The 17,304-nt window shown below is 35.5% G+C and carries 17 protein-coding genes; 8 read left to right on the forward strand and 9 right to left on the reverse strand.

Going from position 1 to position 17,304, the window contains the following annotated elements; all coding sequences use genetic code 11:
• The first annotated feature begins 56 nt into the window (after window positions 1–56).
• The 4 genes from D5J18_RS06540 to mutS all read left to right on the forward strand — a co-directional run bounded on the left by D5J18_RS06540 (window position 57) and on the right by mutS (window position 6,641).
• Window positions 57–344, forward strand: coding sequence for a hypothetical protein (locus tag D5J18_RS06540; protein ID WP_133298118.1), 288 nt, complete (start codon window positions 57–59; stop codon window positions 342–344).
• Window positions 344–1,915 carry a bacillithiol biosynthesis cysteine-adding enzyme BshC gene (bshC, locus tag D5J18_RS06545; RefSeq protein ID WP_119058210.1) on the forward strand — a complete coding sequence of 524 codons (1,572 nt, stop codon included), beginning with the start codon at window positions 344–346 and terminating at the stop codon, window positions 1,913–1,915. Before D5J18_RS06540 ends, bshC begins: the two co-directional genes overlap by 1 nt.
• A gap of 135 nt (window positions 1,916–2,050) precedes the next feature.
• On the forward strand, window positions 2,051–3,961 hold the full coding sequence (locus D5J18_RS06550; protein WP_119058211.1) for an amino acid ABC transporter substrate-binding protein: 1,911 nt from the start codon (window positions 2,051–2,053) through the stop codon (window positions 3,959–3,961).
• Between the two features lie 88 nt (window positions 3,962–4,049).
• Entirely contained in the window at window positions 4,050–6,641 is a 2,592-nt protein-coding gene (gene mutS, locus D5J18_RS06555) for a DNA mismatch repair protein MutS (protein WP_119058212.1), read from the forward strand.
• Between the two features lie 96 nt (window positions 6,642–6,737).
• Here the strand turns inward: mutS and D5J18_RS06560 are convergent, their stop codons facing one another.
• The 7 genes from D5J18_RS06560 to D5J18_RS06590 form a co-directional block, all read right to left on the reverse strand.
• Complete coding sequence (locus D5J18_RS06560) at window positions 6,738–8,051, reverse strand: ABC transporter permease (RefSeq protein ID WP_119058213.1); 1,314 nt, start codon at window positions 8,049–8,051, stop codon at window positions 6,738–6,740.
• Window positions 8,052–8,053: 2 nt separating this feature from the next.
• The gene (locus tag D5J18_RS06565; protein ID WP_119058214.1) at window positions 8,054–8,968 is read right to left on the reverse strand and encodes an ABC transporter ATP-binding protein; all 915 of its coding nucleotides are present in this window, start codon (window positions 8,966–8,968) and stop codon (window positions 8,054–8,056) included.
• 41 nt (window positions 8,969–9,009) lie between these two features.
• Window positions 9,010–10,485, reverse strand: coding sequence for a polysaccharide deacetylase family protein (locus D5J18_RS06570; RefSeq protein ID WP_133298119.1), 1,476 nt, complete (start codon window positions 10,483–10,485; stop codon window positions 9,010–9,012).
• Between the two features lie 130 nt (window positions 10,486–10,615).
• A complete protein-coding gene (locus D5J18_RS06575; protein WP_119058216.1) occupies window positions 10,616–11,323 on the reverse strand; it encodes an LOG family protein in 708 nt (235 codons plus the stop codon).
• Complete coding sequence (locus D5J18_RS06580) at window positions 11,292–12,602, reverse strand: exonuclease domain-containing protein (protein WP_119058217.1); 1,311 nt, start codon at window positions 12,600–12,602, stop codon at window positions 11,292–11,294. Before D5J18_RS06580 ends, D5J18_RS06575 begins: the two co-directional genes overlap by 32 nt.
• 29 nt (window positions 12,603–12,631) lie before the next feature.
• Window positions 12,632–12,847 carry a helicase HerA-like domain-containing protein gene (locus D5J18_RS06585; protein ID WP_119058218.1) on the reverse strand — a complete coding sequence of 72 codons (216 nt, stop codon included), beginning with the start codon at window positions 12,845–12,847 and terminating at the stop codon, window positions 12,632–12,634.
• A gap of 58 nt (window positions 12,848–12,905) precedes the next feature.
• Entirely contained in the window at window positions 12,906–13,883 is a 978-nt protein-coding gene (locus tag D5J18_RS06590) for an endonuclease/exonuclease/phosphatase family protein (protein ID WP_119058219.1), read from the reverse strand.
• 152 nt (window positions 13,884–14,035) lie between these two features.
• Between D5J18_RS06590 and D5J18_RS06595 the strand changes: the two genes are divergently transcribed.
• The 4 genes from D5J18_RS06595 (at window position 14,036) to D5J18_RS06610 (ending at window position 16,037) form a co-directional block, all read left to right on the forward strand.
• Window positions 14,036–14,233 carry a membrane or secreted protein gene (locus D5J18_RS06595; protein WP_119058220.1) on the forward strand — a complete coding sequence of 66 codons (198 nt, stop codon included), beginning with the start codon at window positions 14,036–14,038 and terminating at the stop codon, window positions 14,231–14,233.
• Entirely contained in the window at window positions 14,230–14,775 is a 546-nt protein-coding gene (locus D5J18_RS06600) for an RNA polymerase sigma factor (RefSeq protein ID WP_119058221.1), read from the forward strand. The genes D5J18_RS06595 and D5J18_RS06600 overlap by 4 nt, the downstream gene beginning before the upstream one ends.
• Before the next feature lie 50 nt (window positions 14,776–14,825).
• Window positions 14,826–15,698, forward strand: a complete 873-nt coding sequence (gene lipA, locus D5J18_RS06605) for a lipoyl synthase (RefSeq protein ID WP_119058222.1) — start codon at window positions 14,826–14,828, stop codon at window positions 15,696–15,698.
• A 129-nt stretch (window positions 15,699–15,827) separates the two neighbouring features.
• A complete protein-coding gene (locus D5J18_RS06610) occupies window positions 15,828–16,037 on the forward strand; it encodes a CinA family protein (protein WP_221407274.1) in 210 nt (69 codons plus the stop codon).
• 49 nt (window positions 16,038–16,086) lie between these two features.
• Here the strand turns inward: D5J18_RS06610 and rimM are convergent, their stop codons facing one another.
• Both rimM and D5J18_RS06620 read right to left on the reverse strand, forming a co-directional pair.
• Complete coding sequence (gene rimM / locus D5J18_RS06615; protein WP_119058223.1) at window positions 16,087–16,605, reverse strand: ribosome maturation factor RimM; 519 nt, start codon at window positions 16,603–16,605, stop codon at window positions 16,087–16,089.
• Complete coding sequence (locus tag D5J18_RS06620) at window positions 16,606–17,097, reverse strand: 30S ribosomal protein S16 (RefSeq protein WP_119058224.1); 492 nt, start codon at window positions 17,095–17,097, stop codon at window positions 16,606–16,608.
• Window positions 17,098–17,304 lie beyond the last annotated feature (207 nt).

Raw genomic sequence — 17,304 nt, forward strand, 5'->3', positions numbered from 1 at the left:
CTTAAAAATACTATATTTGTTAATATGCATTGTTACGTAAAAATATTTTTTTCTCTGTGTTTTTAGCTTTTTCTGAATATACAAGCGAATATACAAGCGAATATATAAGCGTAAAAAAAAATCAATTAGCAGCTGAAATGATGATTTCTGTGACGACAAGAAATATGGAAGAGTTAAATTGGGTTTTAGAAAATGAAATTCCGTTAAATGAAATGATTGCTTTTACAGGAACGAAACTTTCTTCCTTAGAGTTTTCCCTAACGCTTGAAAACACACCCAACAACGTAGGAACTTTGGGCAACTTTTCTCGCCCTTTAGAAGTTTATAAAACCTTTTACCCATAATGCAAACATACCCATTGCAAAATACTGGAGTCTCGAGATTAATCCAAGATTTTCTAAACGAATCCCCTGGCTTGAAAAACTTTTACACTCAAAAAGTAAGCCGTGAGAGTTTGATGCAGCAGGCCAAAGTTAAAACTAAAGGTTATAAAAACCGAGCAGTTCTTACGCAGGTTTTATCTGCTCAAAACCAAATTCTTACAGCTAAGCAGCAAAAAAATTTAAAGGCTTTAGAAAATCCAAATGCCGTTACGGTGACAACTGGGCATCAATTAAATTTAGCAACTGGGCCGCTTTATTTTATTTATAAAATTTTGCACACGGTGAAAATGTGTGAGGAAATGAACCGAAGCCAAGAGCAATTCACGTTTGTTCCGATTTTTTGGATGGCGACGGAAGATCATGATTTTGAGGAAATAAATCATTTTAGTACCTACCAATCGACCTACCGCTGGCAGCGAGAAAGCGGTGGCTTTGTAGGGGAAATGGGAACCGACGGGGTTTTAGCTGTTTTTACCGAATTTTTTAAAGGCTTAGAAAAAAATCAAGCGGCTAAGAATTTAGAAAAAATGATAACCAAGGCTTATCAAAAAAAAGATTTAGCCGCATCAACAAGGTTTCTAGTGCAGGAATTACTGGGCGAATGGGGTGTTTTAATTTTAGATGCCAACCACCCTGAATTGAAAAGATTAGCAATTCCTTATTTTGAGAAAGAGTTGAGAAATCAATTGGCGCAAGAAGCCGTGCAAGCGACCAATCACCAACTGAATAAATATAAGGAACAGGCTTTTGCCCGAGAAATCAATTTGTTTTATTCAGAAAATGGGAAAAGAGAAAGAATTGACTTTGAAGATGGCGTTTACTTTTTGGTTGATAGTTTAAAGAAATTTGAGGGTGATGAAATTTTTAAAGCCTTAGAAAATTCTCCCGAAAAATTTAGCCCCAATGTGATCCTGCGTCCGCTGTACCAAGAGATTATTTTGCCCAATGTTTGCTACATAGGTGGTGGCGGAGAAATAGCTTATTGGCTACAGCTTAAGCGAATGTTTGCACAATTTGAGATTGAATTCCCGCTCATTATGCTCCGAAATTCTTTTCTGATTTTAACTAAAAATCAGTGTGAGAAAGCTACAAAATTTGGGATTTTACCTCAGCACCTTTTTAGTCCTATATCAGAATTGAAGAGCGAATGGGTAAAGCAACAAACAGATTTGTTTGAAGTTTTAGAAAAATTAAAAGAAAACATCGAGCAAAAATTTTTTAAGGCTTCAGAAATTGCGGAGAAAACTGATGATACGTTTCGGCAAATGCTTTTGGCTCAGCAGCAAAAACAGCTCAATGGCTATGAGAAAATGAAAAAAAGACTGCAAAAAGCGGAAGAAAAAAGATTGAGGAGTAAGATTCGTAGACTGGAGAATTTGTATGAAATTATGTTTCCTAGTGGGACTTGGCAGGAACGGAAAATTAATTTTTCTGTTTTTTATCAAAAATATGGTGAAAATTTCTTTGAAGCGGTGTATGAAAGTTTAGATGCTTTTGAATCAAAATTTGTTGTAAAATGTTTTGATTATTAGTATCTGAATGAGTTTTAATGGATTGAAATTTAAAGCAAGGGAAAGAAGTAGTTGTTTTTTTTTGGAAAAGCGCTAAAATTTAAACTGAGCTTAAAGATAAAATAAATTGTATTTTTGCATAAAATATACTTTTGAATGAAAAAGATAGTTTTGCCTTTGTTTTTTTTGATTTCAGTTTTGATGTTGGGGCAGACAAGAACGCACAATGTCCAAGCAAAAGAGACGATATATGGCTTAAGTAAACGATATAAAATTACGCAAGAAGCGCTGAAAAAAGCAAATCCTTTTTTGTATAAACGCCAATTGCAAAAAGGTGATGTGCTCACAATCCCTGGGAATAGCGATAATGCTGCTGCAGAAGTAGATACACCACAGCAAATACAGAAGGAGAGTACGCCAAAATTTAAGAATTATCAAGATGATGAGTTCTATTATCGTGTGATAGAGCCTAAAGAAAATTTGTACTCGCTGGCAAAGGAATATCAGACCTCGCAAGAAACAATAAAGAGTTTGAATCCATTTGTAGCAGAGCGAGGTTTGCAGGTAGGAGATGTTTTGAGAATTCCGAAGGAAAAAGTTTTAACAAATCAAGAAAATCCAAAAGGCTTGCATAAAGTGAACCCTGGAGAGACAGTATATACGATTGCCAAAAAAAATGATCTGGAGCCAGCCGATGTCTATGCAGCTAATCGTGATTTGCAAAAAGAAGGTTTAAAGGTGGAAGAGTATATCAAAATCCCAGAGAAAAAACGAGTTACCTTTGAGAATAGTCAATTTAAGCATAAAGTTCAGCCCAAGGAAACTATTTTTTCGATTTTAAGAAAATACGAAATTACATTAACGGAACTTTTGGAGAGCAATCCAGCTCTTAGCAATGGGCTAAAAAGTGGAATGACGCTAGAAATTCCTACAGTAAAAGGAGCAAATTTGGCAGACCTAAATCTAGAGCAAATGGAGCTAAAAGATTATGATGCCTCTAAAGATGAGCAAATAAATGTAGCTCTGATTCTTCCGTTTTATTTAAATCAGCCAAATTCTTACAAAGGAGAACGCCAAGTTGCGAAAGAATTTTATATGGGAGCGCAAGTAGCGCTTGATGAGTTGATAAAAAGAGGGAAAAAGATTAATGTGAAAATTGTGGATAGCGAAAATAGCAATACGACTGTAGATCGATTTATTAAATCCAATGAGATTTATAAATATGATGCACTCATAGGGCCGTTTTTTCAAGATGGGTTATTACATACGGCACAGACTTTAGAGAAGTTGAATATTCCAATTTTCTCTCCAGTAGTCAATACAGAGATTTTGGAGCAGTTTGAAAATATTTATTTACCGACGCCGAGAGATCAATATTCGGCAGATATAATTGCTGAAGAAATAGCGAAAAGATATCAAGGGGAACCAATTCAATTATTGACTACTAGCGGAGAAAAGAATGTAGCAGAATATTTGAAGTCAAAATTAATTAAAGTATTGAAAACCAATAGGGTAGAGGTTATTACCAACGCTGATTATATAACTTTAGATAAAGAGATGGTTTCAGGTAAAGATGAGAACGGTAACGAAACAAAAGTTGAGATAACGAAACCTGCCATTGCAGTTTTGGTGTCTGAAGATAATGTGTTGGGTAGAAGTTATATTGATAATTTGCTAAATCAAGATTTAGATAAAATCAAGGGATATAGCGTGTTCTTTGTGCCAGCGATAGACGTTTTTGATGCCTCAAATGCTGCCACAATTAATAAACTGAAGAAAATTAATTTTGTATATACAGCAAGCCGAATGATTAACAGCTTCGGGCAATCAGAGAAAGAAGTTCTAAATGCTTTTGATGAGAAATTCTGTCAATTACCAACCAAATATATGGCGATGGGATACGATATTATGTTTGATGTTGTTGACCGAATGAATAGGAATGGTTTTATATCTGATTTTGATGCTAAACGAGTAGAAACACGCTTGTCAGGTAAGTTTAGTTACGAACAAAGTGAAAAAGGAAAGGCGAAATTAAATAAGGCGATCAGGATTATTCGTTTAAATTAAAATTTTTAAAACTCCAAAAAAACCGTTCTTTTTTAATTTTAAAAGGGATGAATTTTATTATTTTAGTCAGCCCAACAATCGTGTTTAAATGAGTGAAAAAACATCAAAAGCGACGCCTTTAATGAAGCAGTACAATGGGATAAAATCTAAATATCCTGATGCTATTTTGTTGTTTAGGGTAGGAGATTTTTATGAAACCTTTGGTGAAGATGCTATAAAAACATCAAAAATTTTAGATATTGTCTTGACGAAACGAGCCAATGGTTCCTCTCACACAGAACTTGCTGGCTTCCCATATCATTCGTTAGACAGTTACTTGCCAAAATTAGTACGTGCCGGCTACCGTGTTGCCGTGTGTGACCAGCTAGAAGACGCTTCACAAGCAAAAAAAATCGTAAAAAGAGGCGTTACAGAACTGGTAACCCCTGGTGTGGCACTCAATGACCAAGTGATAGGATCTTCTCGTAATAATTTTTTAATGGCGATTCATGCACAAAAGAATCAATTTGGTGTCGCTTTATTAGATATTTCTACGGGGGAATTTTTCTTGCAAGAGGGAAATCAAGAGGAAGTTTTAAAATTAATTCAAAATTTTTCTCCAAATGAAATAATCTACCAAAAACACCAAAAAATAGACTTTATTCCCCCACACATCAGCCTCTTTGGCTTAGATGATTGGGCCTTTCAATATAGTTTTGGCTATGAAAAATTAACACAACATTTCAAGACTAAATCACTCAAAGGTTTTGGAGTAGAGGATATGAATGAGAGCATTGTAGCTGCTGGGGCTGTTATGGCTTATTTGGATGAGACGCATCATTTTGAATTGCAGCACATCAATGTATTACAGCGTATTATTAATCAAAAATACGTTTGGTTAGATGCCTTTACCGTACGGAATTTAGAACTATTCAATTCACCTCACCCAGATTCTGTTTCTTTGTTGGATGTTCTAAATCATACACTTACGCCCATGGGGTCACGTTTAGTCCGACGTTGGATTGCCTTGCCACTCAACGACCAGAAAATGATAGAAGCAAGGCTCAACACGGTAGATTATTTATTAGAAAACAGCGATGTAAGCCTAAGTCTAGCGGAATCTTTGAAAAATATTGCAGATCTAGAAAGATTGTGCTCCAAGATTGCTACGGGGAAAATAACACCGAAACAATTAACGCAGTTAACCGATTCACTATTCGCTGTTCAAGAAATTTCAGATAATATCCCATCAGATTATTTACAAAAAAAGAATCTTATCCCAATTAAACCCAATACGCTGTCTCAGCTTCGGGAAGCCTTGGTAGAAAGCTTGTCTGATGACCCACCTCATTTCATCAACAAAGGAAATGTAATACGAAAAGGCGTTTCACAAGAGCTAGATGAGCTGCGAAAAATTTTGGAAGGCGCAGAAAATTTTATGGAAGAAATGCGCTTACGCGAAATAGAAAATACAAGGATTTCAAATTTGAAAATAAACTTTAATAATGTCTATGGATATTATATAGAAGTAAGAAATACACATAAAAGTAAAGTGCCCAAAAACTGGATACGAAAGCAAACCTTGGTGAACGCAGAACGCTACATCACTCCTGAATTAAAAGATTATGAGGATAAAATTTTAGGAGCGGAAGAGAAAATCCTTCAATTAGAAACACAACTTTTTCAGGATTTGATTCAGCAAGTTATGCCTAAAATACCTGAAATTCAGAAAATTGCAAAAACGGTAGCTGAACTTGATTGCCTATTGAATTTTGCCAATTTGGCACAGAAAAATCATTACGTTAAACCCAAAATAAGCTCCAATCCTGCACTGCAAATCATCGATGGGCGCCACCCCGTGATAGAACAACAGCTACCAACGGAGTCGCCATACATTGCCAACAGTATTTATTTAGACGACAAAGAACAGCAAATAGTGATGATTACAGGCCCCAATATGTCGGGTAAAAGTGCCTTGCTTCGGCAAACAGCTCTCATAGTACTCATGGCACAGATGGGCTGTTATGTACCTGCTAAATCTGCAGAAATCAGTTTGGTCGATAAAATCTTCACACGTGTGGGTGCTTCAGACAATATTTCGCAAGGGGAAAGTACCTTTATGGTAGAAATGAATGAAACAGCACAAATCCTAAATTCTGTTACAGGAAAAAGTTTAATTGTTTTAGACGAAATTGGGCGTGGAACAAGCACTTACGATGGGATTTCTATCGCTTGGGCTATTACAGAGTACCTGCATCAGCATTCGGGAAAACCCAAGACGCTATTTGCAACACATTATCATGAGCTGAATGAAATGGCAAAGAGTTTTGAACGAATTAAAAATTATAATGTCAGCATCAAAGAAACCAAAAACAAGATTTTGTTTCTCAGGAAATTACAGCCTGGGGGTAGCGAGCATAGTTTTGGAATTCATGTGGCAGAAATGGCAGGAATGCCACGCTCAGTGGTGAAGAGAGCAAATGAGATTCTAAAAGTTTTAGAAAATTCGCACGGCGGAGACCAGCTAAATAAAAAAACGAAAAAATTAACACAGGAGAATATGCAATTGAGTTTTTTTCAGCTAGACGACCCAATTTTAGAAAGCATTAGAGATGAGATACGTGATACCGATATCGATACACTGACACCCGTGGAGGCTCTAATGAAATTAAATGAAATTAAGAAAAAATTAGGTTTCTGAGAATGAAATCTTGCCCTCCTTTTTCATTAAAATTTTTTAAGGCTTAAAAAAAATTAAAAATATGAAATCTAAAAATTGAGGCTAAGTTTATCTAAATCAATATTTAAGCCACTTCATCCATTCTTTGATCGAAGGTTTTTTGCCATACATTAAAATCCCTACTCGATAAATTTTAGAAGCAAACCAAACCATCGCGATTACAGATAAAATCAGTATTGCAATGGAAGCAATTAATTGCCAATAGGGTACGCCATAGGTGATTCTAGCCATCATCGTTACTGGTGAAGTGAATGGAATCATCGAAAACCAAAATCCAACAGGACCATCAGGGTTCTCAAAGATACTTAATGAACCATAAACACCTAGAAGTAAAGGCATAATGCCAACCCACATAAATTGTTGTGTCTCGCTATCATTTTCTACCGAGGCTCCAATTGCTGCAAAAAACGAGCTGTAAAAAATATAACCCAAAAAGAAATAAATAAAAAAGACACTGATAATTAATGGAATATTTAAAGTAAAAATAGACTGAATAACGTCATTAACTTGCTCTGGAAAGCTTTCTACTTGAGCTGCTGCTGGGTTTATGGCAGAAACCTCTGATATAGATTCGCTCAAAAATAAAGGCAAAATTGACATCAAAAAGAGAATCAGTGCAATCCAAATAGCAAATTGAGTGATGGCAACCAAGGTTGTGCCTAAGATTTTCCCCATCATCAGATTAAAGGGTTTGACTGATGAAATGATGATTTCAACAACACGATTATTTTTTTCTTCTAAAACGCTTCGCATTACTCGGACACCGTACATCATGATAAAAGTAAAAGTGGCATACATCAATATTCCAGAGAAAACAGATTTGATGGCTTCTAGCGTTTCATTAGTTTTTTGCGTTTCACCAGAAGCCGTCTGTTGAGTCACGTTTAATTTAACATTGACTTTAGCTTTTTCTAGTATTTCCTCAGAAATCCCCTTTTTCTTTAAATTTAGAAACTCCAGTCGTTCGCTAAGTTTACTTTGAATTTTACTGATTTGAGAAATCCCTAAACTCTTATTCGCAGCAAAATCAATATCTGATTTCAAGTTTTGAAAACTGCTGTCTGTTTTAGGAATATGCAAAATACCTTGTAAAAAATCACTAGTCTGTAGCGTGTCCATCATCCCCTGTAAATCCTCTACAGGACGGTACTCATAGCGTTCCTTTTCGGTAGAATGAAATGTCGAGGCAAAATAGCCACTCTCATCTACCACCGCAATGTTCATCGTTTCTTGATTAGCTTGCCCCAAGAAAACAACGATTGCAACAAAAGCCACCATCAAAAAAGGAACGGCTAGCGTCATCAAGATAAATGACTTTTTTCTAATTTCATTAAAATACTCCCGTTGAGTAACCAAAAAGATTTGATTCATTTCTATTGATTTACAGCGGTTAAAAATACTTGATTCATAGACGGGATTTCTTCTCTAAATGTAATGATTTCGCCCAAACCATTCAGTTCAGTAATTAATTCTCTAGATGTAAGGTTTTCTTGGAAGATTTTAAACTTTTTTAAACCATTCCGTTCATCAATGTTTTCTAAATGATGAGAATTTTTAAAGGCTTCAAAAAAATCAGATTTTACATTTTTTAATTCCACCCAATAAGCCTCTTGTTTAAATTTTTCTTTGATAGAGTGAATTGGTCCGTCCAAAATTTTCTCTGAACGATGAATCAATGCGACATGGTCGCACAAATCTTCTACAGATTCCATGCGATGTGTAGAGAAAATAATCGTAGCACCTTTCTTTTGAAGTTCTAGAATTTCATCGCGAATGATGTTGGCGTTCACTGGGTCAAAACCGCTAAATGGCTCATCAAAAATCAATAATTTAGGCTCGTGTAATACCGTCACGATAAATTGAATTTTTTGGCTCATTCCTTTTGAAAGCTCTCTCAATTTCCTGCCCCACCAATCAGAAATATTTAATTTCTCAAACCAAAAATTTAATCTTTTTTTAGCTTCTTTTTTACTCAAGCCTTTCAGTTGAGCCAAATAAATGCATTGGTCTCCAACTTTCATATTTTTATAGAGACCTCTCTCTTCAGGCATATAGCCGATTTGTGAAATATGTTTGGCAGAAAGTCTTTCCCCGTCTAAAATCATTTCACCAAAGTCGGGCATCGTGATCTGGTTAATAATCCTTATAAACGTGGTTTTCCCAGCTCCATTGGGGCCCAGCAGACCATAGATGGAAGCCTTTGGAATTTGTATGCTAAAATCTTTTAACGCAACTTTATTACCATAAGCTTTGGTCACATTTTTTGCAACGAGCAAGTTATTTCCCATCGAGTTCAAGTTATTAAAAATTTTTTAAGCCTTAAAAAAAATTATTTTTTCTCTCCCGAAAAATATAGCTGATTTTTCCTTAGCTTTTGATGAGCCAAAAGCTTTTTTAAACTAACGACACGAGTGCCGTTTTCTCTATAATTCTGCAGAGCCTTCGCTAGAGCTTCCACCGTAGTAGCATTGATGTCATGAACCAAGATAATTCCATTTTTTGGCGGATGAGAGAGCGTATTTACCAAGCTATCTACATTTTTATTCTTCCAATCTTTAGAATCTAAAGTATAAGAAATAACTGGTTTTTCAATTATCTTTAAAACTTCAGGCGTATAAGCACCATAGGGAAACCTGAAAAATTCGGGGCGGTAACCAGTAATTTCCTCTATAAGATCATCAGAAGCATTCAGTTCTGATTTTATTTCTTTGGCTGAAATACGTGTGAAATCTTTGTGGTTAAATGATTGATTACCAATTAAATGGTCTTCATTAATAATACGGCGAAGCAAATCTGGCTGATGTTCAGCATTTTGACCGATGACAAAGAATGTCGCCTGCGCGTTGTAACTTTTGAGCGTATCGAGTAATTGCTCGGTAAATTGAGTAGGGCCATTATCAAAAGTCAAAGCAACACAATTCTCTTTAGAGCAATCAATAGAATCGTTGGCTTTCGGCGCTTCAAATTTCAAACTTTTTAGGCGAATGGGTAGCGGCGTTTGTGTAATTTTCTCTACCAATGAGGGTTTTAAATACGCTTGAATTTCTTCTTTTTTAAATTGAAGTTCTAAACGCCCTAAAAGTCCAGGAGCAATTTGGTTTGGGTCAAAAATAACATGCCATTGATTGTCTGGTGTAAAGTAGAGAGAGTTATAATTTTTCTCAAGAGCTTTTGTGCCTTCAGTAACTTGAGATTCGATATCCTTCAGCAGTTGATTTTTCTCTTCAGGGTGTAGATTTTTTTGATTTTCCAGCCGTTGAGTCAAAGAATCTTTTGCAATTTGCTGAACTTTGATGGCAAATTTTTTAAAGCTTTCAAAATCTTTAAAGATATTTTCTATTGTTAATTTTTTCTTCTCATTCAAATCATAAATTGTTGCGCTCTGCGCGGTATTGTAGTCACCACCAGTAGAAGCGAAACGCGTGTACAGAAAGGTGATGAAATTCTCACTCTGAAAAGGAATTTTAAAATTTTGGATAAAGTCTATTCCAGTGATGAATTCTGGATTTTTATTTGACGCCGTTCCAAATTCTGACTTAAATTGATTTATAAAATCCAAGGCGAATCTCTCCTCATTAGCATTAATGAAATTATACGCTGTGATGGGATAAGAAGCGAGCAAGCGATTTTCCTCCTTATGATTTCCAATTTTTAAAGTTCCTACACGCAAGTTTTCCTTTGCTGCGACTTTTTCAGCAATATTTTCTATTTTTTCCGGTTTTACCGAGATGTCATTTTTTTCTTTGAGCTTGCATTGTGTTAAAAAAATAAGAATAAAAAAAATAATAAGAAATCGCCAATTCATAAAGCATATTTTATAGTAAAAATCTTTCAAACCTAATGCCAAGTAAAGCTTTTTGAGCAGTATTTCCAATTTTTTTTCAAAATCCAAACATATTTTAGATTTAATTGGATTTAAACAGAGGCTAAAAGTTTTAGAAATTTTGTTTTACGGTATATTTGTCATAGAAAGCCTTGATGTGCCCCACAGCTTCTTCACTCGTATCAACTACACGAAACAACTTTAAATCTTTTTCGCTAATTTTTCTTTCTTGTAGTAAAGTGTCTTTAAACCAGTCAATTAACCCTCCCCAATATTTTCTACCAACGAGTACAATGGGGAATCGCCCAATTTTATCAGTCTGAATCAACGTTATGGCTTCAAAAAGCTCATCCAGAGTTCCAAATCCGCCAGGTAAAACGACAAAACCTTGTGCATACTTGACTAGTAAAACTTTACGTACAAAGAAATAATCAAACGAATGACTTAAATCTTTGTCAATGAATTCATTATTGCCACTCTCGAAGGGCAATTCAATCCCGAGCCCGATAGATTGCCCACCGCCACGGCGAGCTCCTTTGTTAGCAGCTTCCATGATGCCGGGCCCGCCACCGGTGATGATGCCAAAGCCAATCTGAGTAATGCCGTAGGCAATTTCCTCTGCCAAAGCGTAGTAGCGGTGATCTACCTGCGTACGTGCAGAGCCAAACATACTCACACACGGCCCGAGGCGAGACATTCCTTCAAACCCCCGCACAAATTCTCCCATGATTTTAAAAATCATCCAAGAGTCATTGATTTTAATTTCGTTCCAATTTTTTTGTCTGAATTTATCTGAAATTCTTTGATCTTTTTCTGTCATTTTCTTTTGGTAATTTAATGTTTTCGCCTGGTTTGAAACTTATTTTTTGTTTGAAATGATGAAAATTTAGCCAACTGCGTACCAATGCTGGCGTTATTTCTTGTGATGTCACAGGGACTAAGATCGCATGCCGAACGGAGGTCTCCTCCAATTGATTGTAAAATTTAAAGAATCCGAAACCTAGAATTTCATTTTTTTCAATCTCGATGAAGGATTTCTCTTCCGCAGTTCGGCCTTTGTCGATGAGGATAAAATGATTTTCATTAGAAGTGAGATTTTTTAAGCCTTGAGAAATTTCTTCATTATTTCCCAAATTTTCTTCCATCGTCTCGCATGAGTCTAAAGCTTTATAAGCCTTGTTTTTTGTTGGGAAAATCAGAAAAGGGATGCCCTCGGTGGTATTTAATTTTTCTATTCTTGTTGGGTTTAAAAATAATCCAAATTTGAAATAATTTTGCTTGTTTTTGATTAAATTTTGATGATTGATTTCTTCTTCCATTTGCATAAGAAGAGCGATAAAAAAACTTCCAGTAATTTCAAAATGAACCTCCTTCACGCGTGTTTGGATGTGTAAGCTCTTTTTGCTTGCGTTTGTAAAATCATGGTTTACAGACATTTGAATATTTCTTGCAGCTTGCAGGTAAAAAATTTCGCCATCGGCATCTAGGTAATAGTAGATGCCACTCTGCGTTGGCAGGTTTCTCTGTAATTGGAGCAATTTAGAAATCTGCTGTTTGCTCTTCGGGTCATTTTGCCCAAAGGCTTTGATGATATTTTTGGTTTTATCTTTTTTGAGTAAAATTTTAAATAATTCTAGAGTTGCTCGCGTATCCCCAGCAGCACGATGCCTATCTGCCAAGGGGATGCCCAGGTTTTTGCATAGTTTACCCAAGGAATAAGTTTCGAGATTGGGCAAAAATTGATGACTGAGTGTTAGCGTATCTAAAGTTTTATGCTCAAAATTATAACCCAAAGATTGAAATTCTTGCCGCAGCATTCGGTAGTCGAAATCTACGCCGTGGCCTACAATCACACAATCTTTTGTGATTTCCACAATTCTTTTGGCAAGTTCATGAAATTTGGGAGCTTGGCGTACCATTTTTTGCGTAATACCCGTCAAGTTCTGAACAAATTTATCAATCTCACGCTCGGGATTTACCATACTGGCAAACTGGTCGGTAACCTTTTCACCATCAAATTGGTAGATGGCAATATCAATGATTTTTTCAGTCCCCTTTTTCCCGCCAGTGGCTTCGATGTCTAGAATGGCAAAATTCATCTTTTTCTGTAAGTTTTTTCAATTCCCACTTAGGATTTTTTTTCAAAGATAATTTGTAGTGTTTTAGTCCTTCCCGTTCCAGTAGCACCAGCAATTAAGCTATGGCGATTTAGGGTTTTGAGCGGAATGTTAACGCTAGCTTTTGGTTCGATTTCATTTTGAAATTTCCCTTTGCCCAGCGTGAAAATTTTCCCCTTGAGCATATAGCCTTTTGAGATTTCTTGAATAAAATCTTGAGAATTCATAGACTTAAAAGTATTAATTCCTCAAAGATAAAAATATGTTGCAATTATAAGCTTTTATTTAGAGTTTGATTTCTGCAAGAATTGGGAAATGGTCAGAATAATCTACCCTTTTGACTTCAAATGATGCCGTCTGAAAGCGTGGGTCGAGAAAGATATAATCTATTTTGATAGGAAACTTATAATTATGAAAAGTCGTTCCTAGCCCTGAACCTCCTGCTACAAAAGTATCTTTTAAGCCTTTTTTTATTTTGAAATATTCATAAGAATTCGGTACAGCATTGAAGTCTCCACCTACAATCACTGGGTGTGGGCTTTGCTCAATAAATTTCTGAATTAAATTGATTTCCCGTTGATGAATTTTAAAAGCCTTGTTTAAATTTTGATAAATTGTAGCAGCATTGGGTTTAAAGCTTTTCTTTTCCATCAAGCCTTTCACCAATTTTTTTTCGATATGGAAAGATTCTAAATAAACATTAATGGCTCTGATGGTATCTCCATGCACTTTTATATCAGCATAAAAACATTCGATTTTCTCTTTTTTATCAAAAGCACGATTGATTTCAATGATTGGGTATTTGCTGGCGATGCCCCACCAGGTGAAATTGCTGGTGTAATACTTTTCGTCTGGAGGTAAAACGGACTCGGCATCTGCACCGATTTCTTGAAGGAAAATTAAATCAGGACTTTCTTCTTTTAACATTTCTTTGATTCCCGCTTGGTTATCAAAAAAATAATGAACGTTGTAGCTTAAAACTTTAAAGTTAGGCTTTACTACCTTTTCTTTACCGTAAAAATGATAAATTCGATTCAATGGAATGACTAATAGCGATGATGCGACTAAAAAAAATAAGGCGTATTTAGCTTTGATGAAAATCCAAAGAAAAATCAGTAAGGTATTGATGAAAATGAGAATCGGAAATCCTAAAGCTAAAAACTGAAATAAAGTCGTAGCATTAGGCCCCACAAACTGATTGAGTAGGCAAGCATAGCAAAGCGCTAAGAGAAATAGGTGTATCGGTAGCAGTAGCTGGCGCATTATTCTTCAAACAGCAAAACTAAAAAATTTTTTAAGCCTTAAAAAAAAATAATAATTTTTGACTTGAAAAAACTATGTTTATAAAAGGTTAAAAAAGAGCTTTAATTCCAGATTACAATAACAATTAGTAACTTTGTGATAAGTTTAAAATTATGAAAATCTTATTAGTTACCATCGCTTTACTTTTATTAGCAGTGGCTGGAATTGCCATTAAAATTTGGGCGAAAAAAGACGGAAAGTTTGCGGGGACTTGTGCTAGCCAAAATCCGCATCTTAACAAAGAAGGAGAGGCATGTGGCTATTGTGGTAAAATGCCTGAAAATTGTGAAAACCAGGCATCTGTTTCTTGAGCAATATAGAACTTTATCAGATTATACAAGAAAGCAAAAGAGGAATTCAGCGTTCTCAGAATACGTTGATGAATCTTTTTTGGGATAAGATTTATTATTTTATTCTTAGTAAAACTCATAATAAAGCTGAAGCAGAAGACATCACGATTCGTACGTTTACTAAAGTGTTCAAGAAATTAAAGTTGTACAATGATGATTTTGATTTTTATACTTGGGTAAAGGCGATTGCCTACAATACGATGATTGACCAGTTACGCAAAAAAAAACATAATAATATATCGCTAGATGATGAGCTGAATCCCATAGATATAGAGGCTGCAATGCCCAGCCCAGAGCAATACCTTATTTCTAAACAAAACGCAAAAAAGCTAAATGCAGAAATAGAAAACTTGCCCCCAATCTATAGAGAAGTGATTGAGTTGAGGTATTTGGAAGATAAAACGTATAAAGAAATTGCAGAAGCTTTAGATTTAACACTTTCTAACGTGAAAGTGAGGTTGCTACGCGCAAAAAAATTATTAGAAGACTCTATTTCTATGTAAATTTCATTCTTTTGATGGGATTTTTGTAAATTTGAATTAGAAAGATTGATATGGCAGAACAGGTACAAGAGAGAACACATGCTACCAAACCGAAGTGGCTAAGGGTAAAGTTGCCAACAGGCAAAAAATTTAAAGAATTACGAGAAACGGTAGACAACTATAAATTAAATACAATTTGCCAAAGTGGGAGTTGTCCCAACATGGGGGAGTGCTGGGGGGAAGGAACAGCTACCTTTATGATTTTAGGAAACGTCTGTACACGTTCGTGTGGATTTTGTGGAGTAAAAACGGGTAGACCTCTTCCTGTAGACTGGGCTGAACCAGAGAAAGTGGCTCGCTCCATCAAACTGATGGATATAAAACATGCAGTTTTGACCTCGGTAGACCGAGATGACCTAAAAGATATGGGCTCCATCATTTGGGCAGAAACGGTAGATGCCGTTCGGCGAATTAGCCCTGGAACAACAATGGAAACATTGATTCCCGATTTCCAAGGGATAGAAAGACACATCGACCGCCTGATTGCCGTACAACCTGAGGTGATTTCTCATAATATGGAAACCGTTCGCCGATTGACAAGAGAAGTTAGAATTCAAGCAAAATACGATAGAAGTCTCGGCGTATTAAAATACTTAAAAGACAAAGGGCAACGACGTACCAAGACGGGGATTATGCTCGGGCTGGGAGAGGATATGGATGAAGTTTACCAAACGATACAAGACGTTCACGATGCTGGTGTAGATGTGATTACCATTGGACAATATTTACAACCGTCTAAAAAACATTTACCAGTAAAACGATTTGTAACGCCAGAGGAATTCAATGATTTAAAAGTTTTTGCTGAATCATTAAAAGGTTTTCGTCATATAGAGAGCAGCCCCTTGGTACGTTCTTCTTATCATGCAGAGAAACATATTCTTTAAATTAGAGTAATTAGAAGAATGATTTTTTAAGCTTTTTAAAAAAACACTTGAAATTTCTGATAAGTCTCAATAAAACTAGAAAGTAAACTAAGAGAAATCAGAATTTTCCTCCAAAGAAATGAGAAAACTTTGGCAGTTGCAAAAAGTTTCACTTCAGGTGCTTTAGCTATGGCAGAAAATGTAAAAAAACTAATGGGAGCAGATTATGGCATTAGTACTACGGGCGTTGCTGGCCCAAGTGAAGATGAATTTGGCAGTGCCGTTCAGCATGGGTTGGAATCTCATTTAAAAAATAGACTAAAGCTTATTTTTTTATTTAGAAAATCAATCTCGTACTGAGTTTACACAAAAAAAAATTTCTAAAGCCTTAGAAAAATTTTATACCTTCTTACAAGAAGATGTCTAGTAAACCTTCTGGAACTTGAAATTGAATGTATTGCTTTTCGCGATTGAATGCAATGATAAATTCGTCAATCAAAGGAATCAAAATCTCTTTATCTTCATCATTTTTGATGACACACAAAGCCTGAGTTTGACTGTCTATCACATCAGAAACTTTGCCAATACGATTTTGATTTTCATCGATGGCAGGTAAACCAATAATTTCATGAAAATAAAAGCGTTGCCCAGAGAGTGGGGGTAAAGTAGAAAGCGGTAAAAACACATCTCGATGGATGAAACGTTCAGGCTCATCAACATCTTTCAGATGAATTTTCAAATGGGTATTACGGTGTAATTCTGCTTTCGTTAAAAAAAAAGGAACCAATAACCCATCTCTCTCAATGAGTATTGATTCCAAATTAATGTAATTTTCAGGTTCATCAGTATCTAAAAATAGATTTAAATCACCTTGGTAACCTATTTTTTTTGTAATTGTACCTAAGTAGTAACAATCTTTTTTGTTCATCTATTCTTCTTCGCTAGCAGATTGCTCTGGAGCTTCTTCTGTTACTTCTTCCGCTACTACCACACGGGCTTCAGCAATTCTCTTTTCAGCGTCTAGGCGTTTTTGTTTTTCCTCTTCTTTCGCTTTAGATAAACCTTCACGTTTTTGGTTGATTGTGTTTTCTTTTTCTTCTAACCAAGCATTGAAGCGCTTCTCCATTTCTTCTTCATTAAAGGCGCCTTTAGCAACACCACCTAGAAGATGTTTTTTTAATAAAACACCTTGATGAGATAAAATAGATTTTGCTGTGTTGGTGGGTTGAGCTCCTTTCTGTAGCCATGCCACTGATTTATCAATATCTAATTCGATGGTGGCAGGGTTGGTAATGGGATTGTAAGAGCCCAATCTTTCGATGATTTTACCATCTCTCTTTACGCGAGAATCTGCTACAACAATGTGATAAAAAGGTCTACCTTTTCTACCGTGTCTCTGTAATCTGATTTTTACAGCCATAATCTTTTAATTTTGAGGATCTCTGTCCCCGATTAATAAAAATGTTAAATTCAAAACGCGAATATATAAAAAATATTTTGAATAGAGGAAATTTAATATAAAAACTTTAGTGATTAATTATTAGTTCTCGGCAAAGATCAAGTAGAGTGGAAGAATAACAATATTTAAAACTAAGGCATAAGACAACTTTTAAATGTGAATTGAAAA

Source organism: Candidatus Ornithobacterium hominis, assembly GCF_900538215.1.
Taxonomy (GTDB): Bacteria; Bacteroidota; Bacteroidia; order Flavobacteriales; family Weeksellaceae; genus Ornithobacterium; species Ornithobacterium hominis.

Coding starts and splice junctions, on each gene's coding strand:
- bshC (WP_119058210.1), top strand. CDS start 344: ATGCAAACATACCCATTGCAAAATACTGGAGTCTCGAGATTAATCCAA.
- D5J18_RS06550 (WP_119058211.1), top strand. CDS start 2,051: ATGAAAAAGATAGTTTTGCCTTTGTTTTTTTTGATTTCAGTTTTGATG.
- mutS (WP_119058212.1), top strand. CDS start 4,050: ATGAGTGAAAAAACATCAAAAGCGACGCCTTTAATGAAGCAGTACAAT.
- D5J18_RS06560 (WP_119058213.1), bottom strand. CDS start 8,051: ATGAATCAAATCTTTTTGGTTACTCAACGGGAGTATTTTAATGAAATT.
- D5J18_RS06565 (WP_119058214.1), bottom strand. CDS start 8,968: ATGGGAAATAACTTGCTCGTTGCAAAAAATGTGACCAAAGCTTATGGT.
- D5J18_RS06570 (WP_133298119.1), bottom strand. CDS start 10,485: ATGAATTGGCGATTTCTTATTATTTTTTTTATTCTTATTTTTTTAACA.
- D5J18_RS06575 (WP_119058216.1), bottom strand. CDS start 11,323: ATGACAGAAAAAGATCAAAGAATTTCAGATAAATTCAGACAAAAAAAT.
- D5J18_RS06580 (WP_119058217.1), bottom strand. CDS start 12,602: ATGAATTTTGCCATTCTAGACATCGAAGCCACTGGCGGGAAAAAGGGG.
- D5J18_RS06585 (WP_119058218.1), bottom strand. CDS start 12,847: ATGAATTCTCAAGATTTTATTCAAGAAATCTCAAAAGGCTATATGCTC.
- D5J18_RS06590 (WP_119058219.1), bottom strand. CDS start 13,883: ATGCGCCAGCTACTGCTACCGATACACCTATTTCTCTTAGCGCTTTGC.
- D5J18_RS06595 (WP_119058220.1), top strand. CDS start 14,036: ATGAAAATCTTATTAGTTACCATCGCTTTACTTTTATTAGCAGTGGCT.
- lipA (WP_119058222.1), top strand. CDS start 14,826: ATGGCAGAACAGGTACAAGAGAGAACACATGCTACCAAACCGAAGTGG.
- rimM (WP_119058223.1), bottom strand. CDS start 16,605: ATGAACAAAAAAGATTGTTACTACTTAGGTACAATTACAAAAAAAATA.
- D5J18_RS06620 (WP_119058224.1), bottom strand. CDS start 17,097: ATGGCTGTAAAAATCAGATTACAGAGACACGGTAGAAAAGGTAGACCT.